19 protein-coding genes are annotated in these 17,564 nt (G+C 63.3%); all 19 read left to right on the top strand.

Annotation, left to right across the window (positions count from 1 at the left end; all coding sequences use genetic code 11):
- Positions 1 to 7 precede the first annotated feature (7 nt).
- Positions 8 to 691, top strand: coding sequence for an HK97 family phage prohead protease (locus tag IP91_RS12940; protein ID WP_158643135.1), 684 nt, complete (start codon positions 8 to 10; stop codon positions 689 to 691).
- 61 nt (positions 692 to 752) lie between these two features.
- A complete protein-coding gene (locus IP91_RS12935) occupies positions 753 to 2,066 on the top strand; it encodes a phage major capsid protein (protein WP_145649429.1) in 1,314 nt (437 codons plus the stop codon).
- A gap of 41 nt (positions 2,067 to 2,107) precedes the next feature.
- Positions 2,108 to 2,491, top strand: a complete 384-nt coding sequence (locus tag IP91_RS12930) for a hypothetical protein (RefSeq protein WP_145649428.1) — start codon at positions 2,108 to 2,110, stop codon at positions 2,489 to 2,491.
- The gene (locus IP91_RS12925) at positions 2,491 to 4,293 is read left to right on the top strand and encodes a hypothetical protein (protein WP_145649427.1); all 1,803 of its coding nucleotides are present in this window, start codon (positions 2,491 to 2,493) and stop codon (positions 4,291 to 4,293) included. Before IP91_RS12930 ends, IP91_RS12925 begins: the two co-directional genes overlap by 1 nt.
- A 15-nt stretch (positions 4,294 to 4,308) precedes the next feature.
- Positions 4,309 to 4,869: a head-tail connector protein gene (locus IP91_RS12920; RefSeq protein ID WP_145649426.1), complete on the top strand. Its 561-nt coding sequence runs from the start codon at positions 4,309 to 4,311 to the stop codon at positions 4,867 to 4,869.
- Positions 4,866 to 5,210: a phage head closure protein gene (locus tag IP91_RS12915; protein WP_145649425.1), complete on the top strand. Its 345-nt coding sequence runs from the start codon at positions 4,866 to 4,868 to the stop codon at positions 5,208 to 5,210. The genes IP91_RS12920 and IP91_RS12915 overlap by 4 nt, the downstream gene beginning before the upstream one ends.
- Entirely contained in the window at positions 5,180 to 5,725 is a 546-nt protein-coding gene (locus IP91_RS12910; RefSeq protein ID WP_145649424.1) for an HK97-gp10 family putative phage morphogenesis protein, read from the top strand. The genes IP91_RS12915 and IP91_RS12910 overlap by 31 nt, the downstream gene beginning before the upstream one ends.
- Positions 5,722 to 6,075, top strand: coding sequence for a hypothetical protein (locus IP91_RS12905; RefSeq protein WP_145649423.1), 354 nt, complete (start codon positions 5,722 to 5,724; stop codon positions 6,073 to 6,075). The genes IP91_RS12910 and IP91_RS12905 overlap by 4 nt, the downstream gene beginning before the upstream one ends.
- A gap of 57 nt (positions 6,076 to 6,132) precedes the next feature.
- Entirely contained in the window at positions 6,133 to 6,309 is a 177-nt protein-coding gene (locus IP91_RS26040) for a hypothetical protein (RefSeq protein WP_158643134.1), read from the top strand.
- A complete protein-coding gene (locus tag IP91_RS26035; protein ID WP_158643133.1) occupies positions 6,302 to 7,234 on the top strand; it encodes a phage tail tube protein in 933 nt (310 codons plus the stop codon). The genes IP91_RS26040 and IP91_RS26035 overlap by 8 nt, the downstream gene beginning before the upstream one ends.
- Before the next feature lie 66 nt (positions 7,235 to 7,300).
- On the top strand, positions 7,301 to 7,624 hold the full coding sequence (locus IP91_RS26030) for a hypothetical protein (RefSeq protein ID WP_158643132.1): 324 nt from the start codon (positions 7,301 to 7,303) through the stop codon (positions 7,622 to 7,624).
- A 98-nt stretch (positions 7,625 to 7,722) separates the two neighbouring features.
- Positions 7,723 to 7,998, top strand: coding sequence for a DUF1799 domain-containing protein (locus IP91_RS26025; protein WP_158643131.1), 276 nt, complete (start codon positions 7,723 to 7,725; stop codon positions 7,996 to 7,998).
- 43 nt (positions 7,999 to 8,041) lie between these two features.
- Positions 8,042 to 13,057: a DUF4214 domain-containing protein gene (locus IP91_RS12895; protein WP_145649421.1), complete on the top strand. Its 5,016-nt coding sequence runs from the start codon at positions 8,042 to 8,044 to the stop codon at positions 13,055 to 13,057.
- Positions 13,054 to 14,109 (top strand): hypothetical protein, encoded by a 1,056-nt coding sequence (locus IP91_RS12890; protein WP_145649420.1) that lies wholly within the window; start codon positions 13,054 to 13,056, stop codon positions 14,107 to 14,109. The genes IP91_RS12895 and IP91_RS12890 overlap by 4 nt, the downstream gene beginning before the upstream one ends.
- On the top strand, positions 14,106 to 15,671 hold the full coding sequence (locus tag IP91_RS12885; RefSeq protein WP_145649419.1) for a glycine-rich domain-containing protein: 1,566 nt from the start codon (positions 14,106 to 14,108) through the stop codon (positions 15,669 to 15,671). The genes IP91_RS12890 and IP91_RS12885 overlap by 4 nt, the downstream gene beginning before the upstream one ends.
- 9 nt (positions 15,672 to 15,680) lie before the next feature.
- A complete protein-coding gene (locus IP91_RS12880; protein ID WP_145649418.1) occupies positions 15,681 to 15,908 on the top strand; it encodes a hypothetical protein in 228 nt (75 codons plus the stop codon).
- Between the two features lie 66 nt (positions 15,909 to 15,974).
- Positions 15,975 to 16,403 (top strand): hypothetical protein, encoded by a 429-nt coding sequence (locus IP91_RS12875; RefSeq protein ID WP_145649417.1) that lies wholly within the window; start codon positions 15,975 to 15,977, stop codon positions 16,401 to 16,403.
- Positions 16,403 to 16,936 carry a glycoside hydrolase family 19 protein gene (locus tag IP91_RS12870; RefSeq protein WP_145649416.1) on the top strand — a complete coding sequence of 178 codons (534 nt, stop codon included), beginning with the start codon at positions 16,403 to 16,405 and terminating at the stop codon, positions 16,934 to 16,936. Before IP91_RS12875 ends, IP91_RS12870 begins: the two co-directional genes overlap by 1 nt.
- A complete protein-coding gene (locus IP91_RS12865; RefSeq protein WP_145649415.1) occupies positions 16,930 to 17,433 on the top strand; it encodes a hypothetical protein in 504 nt (167 codons plus the stop codon). The genes IP91_RS12870 and IP91_RS12865 overlap by 7 nt, the downstream gene beginning before the upstream one ends.
- The last annotated feature ends 131 nt before the right edge of the window (positions 17,434 to 17,564 follow it).

Raw genomic sequence — 17,564 nt, 5'->3', positions numbered from 1 at the left:
GGACAACATGCAACGCATTCTCAAGACACTGAAACTGGACGACGTCTCGCTGAAATTCGATGGCGAGTCGGGCGTGTTTTCCGGCTACGCCTCCGTGTTCGGCGGGGTCGATTCGTACGGCGACACGATCATCAAGGGCGCCTTCGAGGCGACGCTGCGCAACGGCAAGCCCAAGATGTTCTACAACCACAAATGGGACAGCATCCCGATCGGCAAATGGACGAAGGCCAAGGAAGACGACAAGGGCCTGTTCGTCGAGGGCGAGCTGACGCCGGGCCTGAGCCTGTCGGCGGACGTGCGCGCAGCGATGCTGCATGGCACGCTGGACGGGCTGTCGATCGGCGGCTGGGTCAAGAAGGGCGACTACGAAGAGGTCGAGCAGGGCCGCATCATCCGCAAGTGGAGCAACCTGGTCGAGATCTCGCCGGTGGTGTTCCCGGCCGATGGTGCAGCGCGCATCGACCTTTCCAGCGTCAAAAGCATGGGGATCGACATCGAGGCGCTGCTGCCCGACGTCGAGACCGAACGGGATCTTGAACGGCTGCTGCGGGATGCAGGGCTGGGCAAAAAGGAGAGCATGGCACTGCTCTCCAAGGCGAAGGCGATCTTCATCGGGCGGGATGCTCCGAAGGGCGTCGACGCCAAGATGGCGGCCGACATCATGAAGCGGCTGGACCGCCTCAGCAAGTAACTGCAGTAACCCCACCAACGACCGCCGCAAGGCGGTTTTTTCATTTCTGGAAAAGGCAAACATGAAACGCTTCATCCCCCACATCCCGGCCCGCGGCTGGGCACTCCTGGCACTGGCACTGGTGGCCGGCATCGCGCAGGCCCTCGGTTTCGACGTCCATCCGGGCGCTGCCGCTGGCGTGGCCGGCGCGCTGCTGGTGTCCGGCGAGATCGACGGCGCCGCCATCATGAAGGCGCTGGACAATGTCGAGCGCAATATCGACACGATGTCGAAGAAGGCGACCGAAGACATCGCCAACATGGGCAAGATTTCCGCGGACACGAAAACCGCGATCGAGACGCTGGGCACCGAACAGCGCACGCTGGCGGACCGCCTGCTGCAGATCGAACAGAAAGGCGCGCAGCAAGCGGACGCGCCGCCGGCCGATGAGTCGCTGGGCGCGCAGTTCATCAAGAGCTCGCGCTTCGAAGACTTCCGCAAGCAGGACGGTCGCATCAAGATCCGCGTCGAGCTGAAGAACACCGTCAGCAATGCTGTGGCCAATACGTTCTCGGAACGTCGTCCTGGCCTGGTGCAGGGTGCCTTCCGCGTGTTCACGCTGGAAGACCTGATGACGTCGATTCCGACCGAGGCGCCGTCGATCGAATGGACGCGCGAGAGCGTGTTCACCAACGCGGCGGCCGAAGTGGCCGAAGGAGCCACGCGCGCACAGAGCTCGATCACCTTTACGCCTGGTGTGATGGCAATGAGCACGGTCGGCCACATCATCAAGATCACCAGCCAGCTGTCGAAAGACAACGCGGCGATGGCGGCGTACATCAACCTGCGCATGGAATACGGCGTCAACCTGAAGTTCGAAAACCAGCTGATCATCGGCAATGGCACCAGCCCGAACATCAAGGGCCTGGCGCACGTGGACAACTACGTCCCGCACGGCTACACCGCCGCCTCCCTGGCGGCCCTGGGCCTGCGCAACAACATGTTCGACGTGATCGGCAAAACGATCGGCGACTGCGCTGCGGCGGATTCGCCGGCGGACGTCATCATCGTCAACACCGTCGACTGGTGGACGCTGCGCCTGGCAAAGAATGACACGGGCGAGTACATCCTGGGCAAGCCGGGCGATAACGTCATCCCGATGCTGTTCGGCCTGCCGGTCGTGGCCAGCAACGCCATGCCGGTCGGTAAATTCTGGACCGGTCCGCTGCGGATCGCAGCCACCCTGTGGCGCCGCGAAGGCGTTGCCATCGACCTGTCCGACTCGGACGGCGACAACTTCCAGAATGGCCTGGTCACGGTCCGCGCGGAACGCCGCGGCGCCCTGACGGTGGAGAAGCCTTACGCCTGCCGCTACGGCGACCTGAAGCCAGCTTAAACCCCGCACGCCGGGCCCTGTCGGCCCGGCAAGGAGATCCCATGGAAGTACAAGTTGAAATCCTGATCCAGACGATCACCGCGCAGTACGGCACCCTCAACCCGGGTGACACGCTGCGCACCAATGAAGCCTACGCTGCGCACCTGGTGTACGACTGTGGCGCGGCGGTGTATTGCGAACCTCGTCCGCCGAAGGCAGCCGCTGCGGCGGCGATGCTGCTGCCGGCGACAGTCGCTGTTGAAGATAATGATGTGCAGACGTCTGCACAAGAGATCGCATCCGCAGGGGAGAGCGCTCCGGCACTTGAACCGGGTACCGGCGTGACGGTGATGGCCTCGGAGGATGCGCCTGCCGCAACCTCGCCGACGCAAGCGAAAAAGCCGCGTAAGAGTGCAGCAGCGCCGACACCTGCAGGAGATGCGTGATGGCAGACCCGTCTATTGCAACGAAGGTCGAGGTCGCGGCAGTGACCCTGGCCGTCAGCGATGGCCCCGGCAGTGCTGGAGGTTTGATCACGCTGCGTGCGCAGACGTCGCGGATCTCGCTGGCCAATCTGCACCAGGGGGTCGTTGTCGAATACAAGGTGAACGCCAACGCATGGCAACGCCTCGATGGCACATGCAGCGTGGAATTGCCGTTGAACATGGCAGCCGATGTGATCCGTCTTCGGCGCAGCGCTCTGGAGGGCGGCGAAGTGAAGGTCGCGTTTCGGGCAGAGCGCGACACGGTGGCGGGCAATCTGGTCGATGGTGTCGCGACGTCGCTGCAGCTGCCGCGCAAGGGGGTGGCGACAGCGAAAATGTGCCAGATCGGCGTGCTGGGACAGTTCCCACCCGGCACACCGAATGCCGGCGCTTTCCTGACCTTCGACTCCTTCCCTGGAGCGAAAGCCGGTGTAAACAGTGTCGGCTCTTCGGCGCTCGCGCTGATCGTCGGCGATCCGCTCAACTATGTCATGCCAGTCGCGGAGAACGGCTACACGGCAAGTGTGACAGGCGGCTCAATCACAGCCTTGCTAAACACCCGCTGCGACAATGCAGCAAACAATGCGCTGTTGTCGGCCGATGGCGCCAAGACGGTTTCAGGCGCAGCGGGCGCAATCGGCAACGCTTGGATCACGAGCAACGGCGACGTGTTCTTTGCGGTGGCCTCGAACGTCGACGGCGTGGCAGACGTCAATTTCCTGTACCGCGCGAAGGCCGGTACCTTTACGGTCGGTAGTGATGCCGCCTACAGTAACAAGCGAGCCTGTATCGATATCGGGCGCTACCCGCAGGTGGGCGGCGTGCACACGCCGAAGATCAAGGCGCTGTCGTCGCGCTCGTTCCTGGAAGCGAAGGTCGGCAACCAGACGCACTATTACTTCTGCGAGTACAGCACCGCATCGGGGCGGATCGGTGGTTCACCCGGCGCAGGTGCCGACCAGTGCATGGCATATCGCTCCGTCGACCAAGGCACGACCTGGGAGGTCGTGATGGAGTTCAATACGGGCGGGGACGGCAAGCACTTCATGGACCATTTTCATGGTGTGACCCAAGATCCATACTCGAAATGGATCTATTTCATGACCGGCGACCATGGGGATGAAAATGCCATCATCGCGTACGACGGTAAATCACCAAAGCTGCCAGCGAATACGCCGTTCTCCGAGGTTGGCAGCAAGCCAGGTTTCCGTATCAATTTCGGCACCGAGCTTCAACGCGTGACGGATCTGTTCTTCACTGGCGACTATATCTTCGGCATGCCGGACGCCGATCGCGAAGAAGGTGACCCGACGAGCATTGCGTTTGTCGGCATGCGTCTGCCGCGCACCCTGGAGTATTTCCTCGACATGGGCGTGATCCCACGCACGCCAAGCGTGCCGCCTATCATGGGTCTGCAGAACAGTACGGTGGGCGTGCTGATGCTGACGTTTCGCAATCCCACGAATGCGGCCGAGTATGCAAGCTATCCCTACATCGACGTCTGGTCCGCGAACCCGGAAACGGGATCATGGCAGGTGATCGCCAAGCTTAAGAACTACCGGGATCCGAGCAACACTTCGACGCCGTCGTCGTTCTTCATGGACAACCAGGGTCGCGTGTGGATTGGTGCAATGAACAAAAAAGCGGCGGTATTCGATCCGGCCATGACGACGGTCGCCCCCTTCGTGAGTGCGAAATCGACGTCTATCTGTCTGACGCTGGGCGATCGCGCAGCGGCCGCATACGTGCTCGAATCAGCTTAACTGGTGGAGGTCACCATGAAATTCATCCGAACGGCCGCGCCTGCAGCGATGCCGGTTCATCTGCGCCAGGCGGCTGCAAACCTCGGCATCGACGGTCCGGACAGCGACGAGGCAATAACAGGATGGCTAAAAGGGATCGTCGCCCATCTCGAAAAGCAGATCGGCCAGTCGTTGATGCGACAGACGTGGGTAGGCACTTTGCCGGGCTTCCCGGCAGTGATCGCACTGCCGCATCCTGTGTTACGGGTGGTGTCGATCGACTACGTTGACGAAGCTGGCGACGAGCAAGCGCTGTCGTTGTCCACGGTACGCTTGACCGTGCCAGACGAGTACACCACGCTGCTCAAGCCTGCGCGTGGCCGTGCCTGGCCGGCGACCTTCTCAGATGAGGAGGCCGTGCGCATCACTGTGGAGTGTGGCTATGGCGACAGCCCGGACGCCACGCCGGACGACCTCCGGCTGTACATTCTGGCCAAGCTGGTCGAGCAATACGATCCGGCCGCCGGTGGCGAGAAAGTCACTGTGCAGACGAGCTACCTGGACAGCCTGCTCGATCCCTACCGGAGCTTCGCATGACGATTCCGTTGGCAAAGCGCCTGAAGCACCGCATCCGCATCGAGCACTCGGTCCAGGGCAAGGACCGCTCCGGCGGCAAGACGACCAGCTGGGAGCCGTTCAGCACCGTTTGGGCCGACCCCGGCGCATCGACTGGCGGCCGTGTCAAACAAACTGAGAAAGGGGGTGATGAATCTATCCCGGCGCTACCGGTCAGGATCCGCTACCTGGCTGGCGTCAACGATCGCATGCGGGTCGTGTTCCGGGATGAGGTGTACCGCATCGAGCACGTCGACAACGAGCGGCAGGCCAACCGCACGATGCTCCTCACGTGCAAGGCCATCCCGACCGGGGCGCGCTGATGTCGGCGCGCATGGAGGGGCTGGGCGAGCTGCGCACCGCCTTCGGCGCCGTGAAGGAGGACATGCGGTTGCGCACCTCCCGCCTCATGGTGGCTAGCGGTGGCGGCGTGATCCGCAAGGAATCGCGCTCGCTGGCGCAGCGACAGGGCCTCAAGATGACCGGCGCGCTGATCAAGAACATCGTGATCAAGCGCGAACGCACGCCGGATGGTCTCACGCAGTACAACCTGGGCGTGCGTCACGGCCGCCACATGGGCCGCAATGCGGCGCGCCAGCTGGTCGTGGCAAAGAACGGTCGCGTGATCAGCGCTGTCGTCGACGATCCGTTCTACTGGTGGTTCCTGGAGAAGGGCCGCAACGTGTACCACGGCGACGGCAAGCGGCGGCGCGGTGTCAAAAGCCGGGTTGAAGCGACGCCGTACATTGCGCCAGCGCTGGACAACAAACGCGCCGAAGCCGTCGAGGCGATGGCAACGCGGCTTGCCGCGGCGATCAGAAAGGCAAACGGGCAATGAGTACGCCAACCATCAAGCAGCGCATCTACGAGGCGCTGTCGGCCGTCTTGCCGAACACGTACGCCGTCGAGCTGCCCGACGAGCCGACCTGGCCCGCCCTGGTCTTCGAGGTCAACATCGATCCTGAACCCGGCTGGGTGATGGGCGGTGGCTACAACCAGTGCGACATCGTCGTGATGACGTTCTCGCGCAGCCAGGAAGAGATCGAGGTGCTGGCTGGCCAGGTGCTGGCCGCAGTCAGTGCGCTGGACGGCTTCCTGGGCGACGAGTTCGCCGGGGACGCCGACTACCAGGGCGAGGCGGACGTGTTCGCGTACGTGCAGAACTTCCGGGTACGCATCCGGCGATAGCAGCACATCACATCAATCCGGCCCGCCCTGTGCGGGCCTTTTCGTTTGGGGGACCAGTTGAAGAAAACCAGCAATGCGGAGGCCGCACCGGCAGCCGTCGAACAAGCCGTCCTGGCGCGTGACGAGTTCACGGGCCTGGGCGGCAGTTTCATCTACGATCCGGCGAGCGGCAAGCGCACGCCGGCGGACAAACCAGTCGAACAACCAGCAGAAGGGCAGGTGAACGATGAGTAAGAAAATGCGAAATGCCGTGGTGCTGTTCGCACTGCAGGCCTCCGCCGGCGTGCCCGCTGCGCCAACCGCGGCCGCCAACGCCATCATGGCGCAGAACATCTCGGCACAGCCCGTCTCGGCCGAGTTCGCCAAGCGCAACAACATCAAGCCGTACCTGGGCAACATGGGCAGCGTGCAGGTGGCGGTACATGCCGAGATCTCGTTCGATGTCGAGCTGGCCGGTGCAGGCGCTGCTGGCACGGTGCCGGCCTACGGAACGCTGCTGCGCGCCTGCGCGTTCGCGGAAACGATCACGGCGGGCGCCAGCGTGAAGTACGCGCCGGTGACGAACAACATGGAGTGTGGCACGCTGCACTACATCCTGGACGGTGTGCTGTTCAAGATGACCGATGCGCAGGGCACCGTCAGCTTCGAGCTCAATGCCAAGGGCATCCCGGTGATGAAGTTCAAGTTCACTGGCCTGTACAGCACGCCCACGGACGTGGCGCTGCCGACCAACGTCAGCTACGCCGGCTTCAAGGATCCTGTCGCAGTCAATGCGGCGAACACGCCTACCATCGCGCTGCACGGCTTCGCGGGCAAGGTGCAGAGCTTCAGCATCGACATCGCCAATACGCTGACCTATCGCAACCTGGTCGGCTACGAAGGCGTCCAGATTACCGACCGCCAGCCGACCGGCTCGATCGCGATGGAGCTGGAAGACGTCGCCACGAAGGACTGGTACACGACGATCGCCAAGGGCACGCTGGGCCCGCTGGCCGTCACGCACGGCAAGACGGCTGGCAACATCGTCGAGATCGCTTGCCCGAAGGTGCAGGTGATGGACCCGTCGTTCTCCGACAGCGACGGCATCGCCATGCTGACCACGAAGCTCGACGTGCAGCCCGACCTGGGCAACGACGAATTCATCCTGACCGTGCGCTGATCGGCGCCCGGCTTTCACACAACCCCTGGCCCGCCGTGTGCGGGCCTTCTGCTATTTGGAGTACTCATGTTCAAAATCGCCCTGTCCGCAACCTACCGCATCAAGATCCACGTCGAGATTCCTGCCGAGAGCGGCAAGATCGACAAGTCCGACTTCACCGCGGAATTCAAGCGCTGCGACCTGGAGAAGCTCGACGAGCTGCGCAAGGAACCGCAACGCGACGTGATCCGCGCCGTGCTGGTTGGCTGGGACGGCCTGGTCGACGAAGACAACAATGCCGTGCCGTTCAACGAAGCCACGCGCGAAGCCGTGCTGGCGATCCCGCAGGCGATGTTCGCGCTGATCGAAACGTTCTGGTCCTCGGTGCAGACGGCCAAGCAAAAAAACTGATCGCGGCGGCCCGCTTCTGGGCCGGCGAGCGGCCGAGCGTCAGCAAGTTCGATAGCGACATCGTCGACCAGCTGCGTGCGTTCGGTGCGCCGGCGGAAGTGATCGCCGCCGCAGAGGCGCCGGTCCAGCCCGCCGTCATCGACTTCCAAGTGTGGGAAGAGAACTGGCGCACCGTGTCGCTCTTCGTCGGCCTGGCTACGCAATGGCGCATGCACATCGGCATGGCCGGCGTGCACTACCAGGGGCTCGACTATGGCGCGGTCGAAGTGGCGCTCCGGCTGGAGCGGGTGCCGCGTGCTGACTGGCCACAGACGTTCCGTGACCTGCAGACGATGGAGCGCGCGGCGCTGCCGCTGCTGAACGACACGACGTAATACCGGCCCGCTGCAGCGGGCCTTATCTTTTTCGAGGTGATGTATGTCCGCACTGGGCTCCCTGGTAGTCAAGCTCGCGCTGGAATACGCCGAGTACACGCGTGGCCTGGACCGGTCCGACCAGGCGTCGCTGGCGTTTGCGCAGCGCGCCCAGCGGCATTTCGATACGGCCTCGCGCGCCGGTTCCGACTTCTTCGACGGCGTGGCCAGGCGGGCGTTGCAGACGGCGGCCACGATGGTCACGGTGGGCGCCGCGATCGAGGCAGTGAGCCGCTCGATCGACAACCTGGCCACGCTGGACGACCTGAACCAGAAGACCGGCGCATCGGTCGAGAGCCTGTCGAAGCTGCAGCAGGTGGCCGGCCAGTTCGACCACGACTTTGGTAGCGTGGACTCGGCGCTGACGAAGCTGGCCAAAGGGATGGCTGGCGTCGATGAGGATTCGAGCAAGACGAACAAGGCACTGAAGGCGCTGGGATTGTCGGCCAAGGACTCGGCCGGCAACCTGCGTGATCCGTCCGAAGTGATGGTCGATGTGGCGAAGAAGCTGCAGGGCTACGAGGATGGCGCCGCCAAAGCGGCCCTGATGAACGACCTGTTTGGCAAATCCGGCGTCGAGCTGTTGCCGTTCCTGAACGATGCAGCCGACAGCTTCGACCAGATGGCCGGCCGCACAAAGGAATCGGCGCAGCAGGCGGCGCTGTTCCAGGACCAGATGAACCGGATGAAAAGCGGTGTGCGCGAGCTGGCCACCGACATCACGGTCGCTGCTCTGCCGGCGATGAACGACCTGCTGGGCGCAATCATCGATGTTGGCAAGGAAAACGACACGCTGAAAAGCGGCGACGTGGCCAGCTGGGCCGACGACCTCGGCTTGGGCATGGCCCGCGTGGTCGACGTGGCCAAAATCATTCCGCGGCTGCTGTCGGCGGTCGGCGGCAGCTTCAAGTCCGTGTGGGCCGACATCAAGCTGGCCAACACCATGATGGACTACGCCTCGCCTGCCGGCTGGGGTAAAGCGCTGGCCAGCGGCAAGTCGCCTGTCGCGGAAATCAAGAACGCGCTGGCGGCGCGCAATCAGGTCGTCGAAGAAGCCAACCAGCAGCTAGTCGACCTGTGGAACAAGCCGGCCAACGAAACGGAACAGGCCTACCTGAAACGCCTGGAGGCCCGCAACTCGAAGAAAGCAGCTGCCGATCCCTCGCCGGATCGGCGCAAACTGGACTACCGGGCCGGCGGCACGGATCCTGCTGCCGCTGCCGCCGTCAGCGCGGCCAAAAGCGCCTACGACACCCTGAACAAGACGGTGCGTGAACGACTCGCCATCGCGGAGCAGGAGGTCGCCAGCGGCCGGGCGCTGAGCGAGAGCGAAAAGGAAATCGCCAAGTTGCAGCGCGATCGTGCCGATGGCACGGTCGAGATGACGGACGCGCAGGCGGCCGAGATCATCGGCAACCTGCAGCAGCTGGACACGCTGACCAGGGCCAGCGCCGCCGGCAAGGAAGTGCAAAAGCTGTACGACGACATCGCCAAGGCTTCGCGCGACAAGGTCGCGGCAGCGGTCGAGGATGCGGATGCCAACGAGCGCCTGGCGTCGACGTTCGGCAAGTCGAAGGCCGAGATCGAGGCGCTGGAACTGTCGCGCCTGCAGGAGCAGCTCGCGCAGCGCTCCTCGATCGGCATGACGCTGGAGGAAATCGAAGAGCTGGAGAAGCTCGTCGCCGCCAAGCAGCGCAGCGCAGCGGCCGTGGGCCAGGTGGCGGAAATGGAGTCGGCGAAGAAGGGGCTCGATGAGCTGAACGCCTACCTGGATCCAGCCAAGGCGCAGACCTTCGGCGAGTCGCTGAAGGAGGCCTTCGGCACGGCCGGCGATGCCGTCTCCAAGCTAACGGCCACCATGGACGGCTTCGGCAAGCGGCAGGCGGAGATCGCCAAGCAGCGGGGCAATGCTGCCGAAGCGCTGCTCACCGGCCTGATCGACGAAAAGGAGTACACGGAGAAGTTGGCCAAGCTCAACCAGGCCGAGACGAAGAGCCGGCTGGCCGGCTATGGAGACATGGCCGGTGCCGCTGCCGGATTCTTCGGTGAGCAGAGCAAGGGCTACCAGGCGTTGATGGCCGTGTCGAAGGTCTTCCACGCGGCGGAGCTGGCGATGACGCTGGCTGAGCTGGTGCCGAAGGGTATTGCGGCGGTGCTGAACCAGGGCACCGGCGACCCATATTCCGCGTTCGCGCGGATGGCAGCGATGGCGGCCATCGTGGCCGGCCTGGGCGTGGCCATCGGCGGCTCCTCCGGCAGTGGCGGGCAGTCGGCCGCCGACGTGCAGAAGACGCAGGGCACCGGCAGCGTATTCGGCGACAGCGAGGCTAAGTCGGAATCGATCGCCAACTCGCTGGAGATGCTGGAAAAAAACTCCGACAGTCTCATCCCGATCAACAAGGGCATGCTCGATGCACTCCGGGCAATCGAGGCGTCCATGACAGGGCTGACGAACCTTGTGGTGCGAGTGCCCGGACTAACAGAAGGCGAGAATCTAGATATTGCGACTGGCGTGCTTGGTAAGTCTTTGGGCGGTCTTTGGGGCAAGACTAAACAGACGATCGTTGACTCGGGTCTGCAATTTGGCGGCAGCGTGCGCGATCTTCAGCAGGGCCACGGCTACAACCAGTACGCGACCGTCGACACGACGAAGAGCAGCTGGTTCGGGCTGAAAAAGAAGACCACGACATCGACCGAAACGGCGGCGCTGAGCGATGAGCTCTCGTCGCAGTTCGGCCTGATCTTCTCGAACGTCGAGCTGGCACTGGAGGCCGCTGCCGACAGCCTGGGTATCGGTGCTGGTCACGTCAATGCCGTGCTCGATGGACTGAAGATCGACACCACGAAGCTCTCGCTCAAGGGGCTCTCGGGTGACGAGCTGACGGACGCGCTCAATGCCGTGATCTCCAAGGCCATGGACGACATGAGCCAGGCCGTGTTCCCGGATCTCGATGCCTTCCGCAAGGTGGGCGAGGGCTACACGGAAACGGTCGTGCGCCTGGCGTCGGATTATTCGCGCCTCGATGCAGCCCTGGCATCGACCGGCGGTTCGTTCGGTGCGGTGGGGTTGTCCAGCCTGCAGGCGCGCGAGCGCTTGATCGCCCTGGCCGGTGGCATCGACCAGTTCGAATCGCAGACGGCATCGTTCGCCGAGAACTACCTGACGGAGCAGCAGCGCCTGGCGCCGGTGCAGAAGTACGTGACCGAGCAGCTGGCGGCGATGGGCCTGGCCAGCGTCACCACGCGGGACCAGTTCCGCGACGTCACGCTGGGCATCGACAAGACCACGGAGGCCGGCGCCAAGCAGTACACGGCGCTGATGGCCCTGGAGGCGGCGTTTGCCGCCGTGACGCCGGCGACGAACGAAGCGAAGGATGCGACGGAACTCCTCGCCGACCGCAAGAAACTGGAAGGGCAGATCTATGACATGACCCATACGGCGGAAGAGGCGCTCACGCGCCAGCGTGCCGAGGAGCTGGCGGCGATGGATGCGTCGCTGCAACCCCTGCAGGAGCGCATCTATGCCCTGCAGGACGAGGAGGCGGCTCAGGCGAAGGTGGCGGCACTGGCGGCGAGCCGCGGTCAGCTGGAAAGCCAGATATTCGACCTGACGCATACCGCTGCGGAATCCCTGGCGCGCCAGCGTGGAATCGAGCTGGCTGCGATGGATGCCTCGCTGCGGCCGCTGCAGGAGCGCATTTACTCCTTGCAGGACGAGAAGACTGCAGCAGAGGCGGCAAGCAAGGCGACGGCAGAGGCAGCGCAAGCGGCCGCCGACGCTATCAGCAAGGCCACCGAAGCCCTGAAGTCCAATGTCACTGACGCCCTGACTGCGGTGCAGAGGGCAGTGCAGGGGCAGAAGGACACCATTACCAAGGCGTTCCAGGAATCGATGGATGCCCTGGAAAAGCGCATCGACGGCGTCAATGCGTCAATCAGCAACATGACCTCGCTGTCGAGCGCTCTGCACAGTGCGCTTGACGGGATGCCGATCGCCGGCCAGGAGCAATCCAGCCGTGCAGCCGCACAGGCCCAGATCGCCGCTGCACTGGCGATCGCCAAAGCGGGGGGGCCGCTGCCGCAGGCCGATGCGCTGGAGAAGGCGCTCACGACCGTGCGGGCGGATGCTTCGGCGCAGTTTTCCTCGTACCTCGATTACCAGCGGGACCAGTACCGAACAGTGAACGACATCGCCGCACTGGGCGAACTGACGGACTCCCAGCTGTCGACCGAAGAGCAGATGCTGAAGGCGCTGGAGGATCAGAAGGAACATGCGCAGGCGGCATACGACGCGGAGGTCGATCGGCTGGACGGCATCCTGGAGGCGGCGCAGAAAGAGGTCGATGTGCTGAACGGGATTCACACGGGCGTGCTGTCGATTCCGGAAGCGCTGGCAGCTCTCTCACGTGTCATCGCGGAAGCGATGGCCAACCCGACGCTCAGCGTGCCGTCAAAGGTGGCAGGGGCGTATCAGCAGTATCTGGGGCGAGATGCCAGCGCAGGCGAGATCTCTTACTGGCAGGGCCAGGCCGGTGCGGGCGTCAACGTGGTCGACGCAATCAACAAGTCGAACGAGGCAAAGATCCAGGACCTTTACCGCACGCTGCTTGGCCGCGATGGTGAAGCAGCAGGCGTTGACTGGTGGGAGAAGGCGCTGGCTTCCGGTCAGTCCCTCGACGACATCAAGGCCGGATTCATGGGCAGCGACGAGTACAAAAAACTGCATCCCTTCGCTGTGGGCACGAATTACGTTCCGTCCGACATGCCGGCGCTGATCCACGAGGGCGAGCGAATCATCCCGGCTGGCGACAACCGGGAGTTGATGGCCCGTCTGCGTGCACCTGGCGTGGATAACAGCGCGCTGCTGGACGAGCTGCGTTTGCTACGGATCGAAGTAAGTGAGCTGCGCACGGCTGCCAGCAAGACTGCAGACAACACCAACGCGACGTCGAAGCTGTTGGTTCGGGTCAGCCGCAACGGCGACCGTCTCGTCACACAAGATATTAAGGAGCTTGCATGAGGGTGATTCCGCCCATTGAAATTACGGAGTCGATGCTGGTCTACAGCTCCGTGATCGAAGCGCCACCGGCGAAGTACGACGGCACCACGCAGTATGCCCTGGACGTCACCGTATGCCAAGGCGTGCTTGGCGGCGTGCTTGCGGTGTACCGATCACTGCGGGCCGCCAACAAGGGGCATACGCCGGAGGCATCGCCGGATTGGTGGCAGTACATCGGCGACACCTATGGGGCGTATGCGGCAGGAACGGCCTATTCCAAGGGCCATCGGGTCATCGATCCGGTTGCACACCTGGTCTACGAATCGCAGATGGACGCCAACACCGGCCAGCCCCTGGCGACCGGTACGGCGTGGGCGAAGGTCGGGCCAACCAACAAGTTCTCGTCGTTCGACCAGCTGCGCAGTACACAGACGGTGGCGCCGATCGACATCGTGCAGACCGTGGCGCCCGGGCGGCGCGTGTCATCGATTGCCGTCATTGGCCTGGATGCCGCCAGCGTATCGATCAGCGTCACCGTCGACGGCGTCGAGGTGTACGCCGTGTCAGTGAAGCTCAGCAAGCGCAAATCGTTCGGTTGGCGCGACTACTTCTATGGCGAGTTTACCTACCGGAAGAACGTCCAGTTTTTCAATCTGCCGCAGTACCGCAATGCGCATATCACGGTCACGGTGCGCAAGGCCGTAGGCCTTCGGAAGGTGGGTGGGATCATCCTCGGCAACGCGGTGTACATCGGCGACATGCAGTACAAGGCGAGGTCGGACGATCTAAATTTTTCGACCATCACCCGCAACCGGTGGGGCGACCTCGAAATGGATCCGCAGCGTTCTGTGCCGAAGCTGAGTGGGCAGGTGTGGTTCGACAAGCAGCTGACCGACAGGCTCCTGGAGCTGCGTCAGCAGCTGAGCGGGCGGCCTGCGGTGTGGTCCGGGCTGGATGACTTCACGCTCGATTACTTCGAGCCCCTGTTCATCTACGGCCCGCACAAGGAATTCAGTATCGATCTTGATGGCCCACGCCACGGGATTATTGATTTGGAAGTGGAGGAAATGTGACGACGGTCATTAAACATCTACCGCCCGGGCCGAACACAAACGACCCGGAAAACTTCGATCCTCGGGCCGATGCCGTTGTGGCGGCGTTTAATCCGATGATCGACGAGATCAACCTCGTCAATGACGAAATGAATACCAGCGCGGCGGCGGTAGCGCAGTCCGTGGTGGATGCACGCAGTGCGCGCGACGAGGCGCAGGGCTACCGTAATGATGCCAATGGTGCTCGCAACCAGGCCGTGCTTGCCAAAGGCGATGCACAGACAGCGAAGCAAGCGGCCGAAGCGGCGCGCGACGCCGCGCAAGGCTACGCCATCGCACTGACCGGCACCAGCATCTCGCCGGTGGTGATCGGACTCGGCAACAAGCAATTTACCGGTGCAGGGCTGGCCGACAAGCAGTTCTTCCCTGGTCAGCGCGTGCGGGTTGCCAATCCCGCGAACATTGCGCAGCGTATGGATGGCGTCGTGACCGTCTACGTGAACAGCGGCGCGAACTCCTCGCTTGCGGTAGCTGTCGACAATGTCGATTCATCGACGAGCGGCAGCGCGGTGGCGAACTGGCGCATCGTGCCGGGTGGTGAGCCTGGCGGGCCTGGCCCCGCCGGTGGCATCAATGGCGGCAGCATGTCCGGGGCACTGAATTTCAAGGAGGCCAACGCGGTCCCGGTATCAGCAACACCGGATGTCTGGAGCCCTGCCGGCAACGTGATCCCGATGACCGGCAACGGCACGATCACCGGCTTGCCGGATGCCCCTCAGGTCGGTGCCTGGCGCACGCTGGTCCTGCGTGGCGTGACCACGTTGACGACCAGCGCGAACTTCCAGGTGTACGGCGGCACGATGACGCTGGCTGCAGGTGACATCGTTCACGTCGTCGCCGAAGAGGCGGTGAGCAAGTTCCGCGTGTTCGTTACCCGGCGCGACGGGAAGGCTGTTGTCGGCGGCCGCACGGTGACGGTCTACCTGACGGGCACGCAGATGTGGCCAGTGCCAGCGACGGACCTGGAAGTGATCGTACAGGGTGGTGGCCAGAGCGGCACCAATTCCGGCTCGGCTGGCGGGTGGTGCGGCGCGTACGCGAAGAAGCGCTTGAACGATCTGACGATCGGTGCCATGGCGACCGTCTCGGTAGGCTTGGGCGGCGTGGTCAGCACCTCCAATGTCTACAACGATGGCGGCAATTCCTCGTTTGCTCTCACCGGTGTTACAACGATCCTTGCCGAAGGTGGTAAGAGCGCCGGAGCCGCGGCGACGGGCGGTGACTTCAACCTTCCAGGTGTGATGGGTGAGCGTGCACTGCCGGAAAGCTTTGACTACTACTCCGGCTACGGCGATTACGCGCCCACGTTTCGCTCGGGCCGCGGTGCTGACGGCCTGCTCGGTTACGGGGCCTACCCAAAGTCCACAGAACCAAACGCGAACGGCGTGCAAGACGCAGTGGGATTTGGCTCCGGCGGCGCGGGTGTTGTTTCGTCGTCCTCGGGTGGTGCCGGCGTCCCGCAGACAAAAATTTATGGATCCGCTGGTCGGCCCGGCGTTGTCATCGTCACCTACCAAATATAAGGAGAACCCATGGCCGATGAATACCCTCCATTCTTGTGCGACATGCACGCAGAGCAGTTTCCAGACGTCGAAATCTTCGACCCCGATGGGAAATACGTCAACGGGTTGGTCGCATCGGCATGCGCCGCCGATTACTTCTGTGCGTATGTTTTCAAGCCACTTGGTCACACGTGGCGCCGGCGTCCGCCGGATCCGCCGCCCTCGGAAGAGCCAGTCAATACCGACGCTCCGGCGTAACCATCCCTCTATGTAACTGCAGGCCGCCTCCGGGTGGCCTTTTCAATTTCCCCCATGAAAGAATCTATGGCAATCGAAACGGGCGCAGCTGGTGGTGCGCTTCTTAAAATCCTTGGCGTGCCCATGCTTGCCGGTTCCGCCGCAGCGGCGCTGACCTTCCTGTTCATGTGGCCCCATACGCGCCGGGAGGCCTTCGTGCGCATCACGTGCGCGATCGCCATGTCCAGCACGGCTGGCCCGCTGGTGATCGTCGCCATTCATAGCTGCTGGCCGGAGCTGTTCGCATCCGCCCGGACGATCAGCATGCTGCTCGGTGCGCCGGAGGAAGTCGGCGTGCTATATGTCTCGGCGCCGCTCATGGCGGTGTCGGGACTGCCGGCGTGGTGGCTGCTGGGCGGCCTGGTGCGCTGGCTGGATAAGCGCAAGGACAAGGACATCGGCGAGATGGCACACGACGTGGCCGAGGTGGTTAAGGATATGCGGGGTGGCCTGTGATGACGCTCGATCAACTGCTGGCCATCATGCCGCAGGCCGGCCGCGAGCGCGCTGCCGCCTTCCTGGTGCCGCTCAACAAATATATGCCTCAGTACGGCATCACGACCCCCGCGCGCCAGGCCGCCTTCCTGTCGCAGGTGGCGCACGAAACAGGCCAGCTGCGCATGCTGCGCGAGATCTGGGGTCCGACGCCGGCGCAGAAGCGCTACGAGGGCTCAATCAACCTGGGCAATACGCAGACGGGCGACGGCCTGCGGTACCGCGGCCGTGGCCTCATCCAGACGACAGGCCGCGCGAACTACGCAGCATGCGGGCGGTCACTCGGCATCGACCTGCTGACCCACCCGGAGCTGCTGGAGACGCCCGAATACGCGGTGCAGTCAGCATGCGTGTTCTGGCTGACGCGTGGCCTGAATGCGCTGGCCGATACCGGCGACCAGGAGAAGGTGACGAAGCGTGTTAACGGTGGCCATAACGGCCTGGCGGAGCGCCTGGCGTTCTTCAATGTCGCGTCGCGGGTGCTCGCATGCTGAGCGCGGAAATTCCCGCATGGCTGCGCTGGGCGTTCATTGCCGCGGCAGCTGCAGCCTTTTACTTTCTGGGCAAGCTGGACGGTGCGATGCAGGCTGGCCAGGCGCACACAGACTACGTCATCGCGCAAGCAACGCATGCCGTGGCCGTCTCCCGTGCGCAGCAGCATGTGGTGGTCCGTACTGAAATCGAATATCGCGACCGGATTAAAACGGTCTACGTGAGGGGAGAAGAAATTGAAAAACTGGTTCCGGTGTACGTCACGCGTGATGACGATCGTCGCTTCGGCGTCAATGCTGGCTTCGTGCGCAGTTACAACGCCGCCTGGCGAGGTGAGCCTGCCGGAGCCGCCGATGACGCTGATCGAGAACCCGCCGGCATTCCGCTATCTGACGTTGCCGAAGCGGACGCCCACAACGCCACTGCCTGCCACGCATGGCGTGAGCAAGCCCTCGGCTGGCGGGAGTTCTACGCCGGTCTGAAGGCCGTAATGAAATAGGTGTGCAGACGTCTGTACAACAATCGTGTGTATGCAGCTAGGCTGATATACTGTATTTTCATACAGTATTTATCAGCCATGTCCACTACCCTCCGCCCTTCGCTCACTCGCGAGCAGCTCCATGAGATCGG

Source organism: Pseudoduganella lurida (assembly GCF_007830455.1).
In the GTDB taxonomy this organism is placed as follows: Bacteria; Pseudomonadota; Gammaproteobacteria; order Burkholderiales; family Burkholderiaceae_D; genus Rugamonas; species Rugamonas lurida.
Note: the sequence above shows the minus strand (reverse complement) of the source record. Positions and strands in the feature narration are given on the sequence as shown.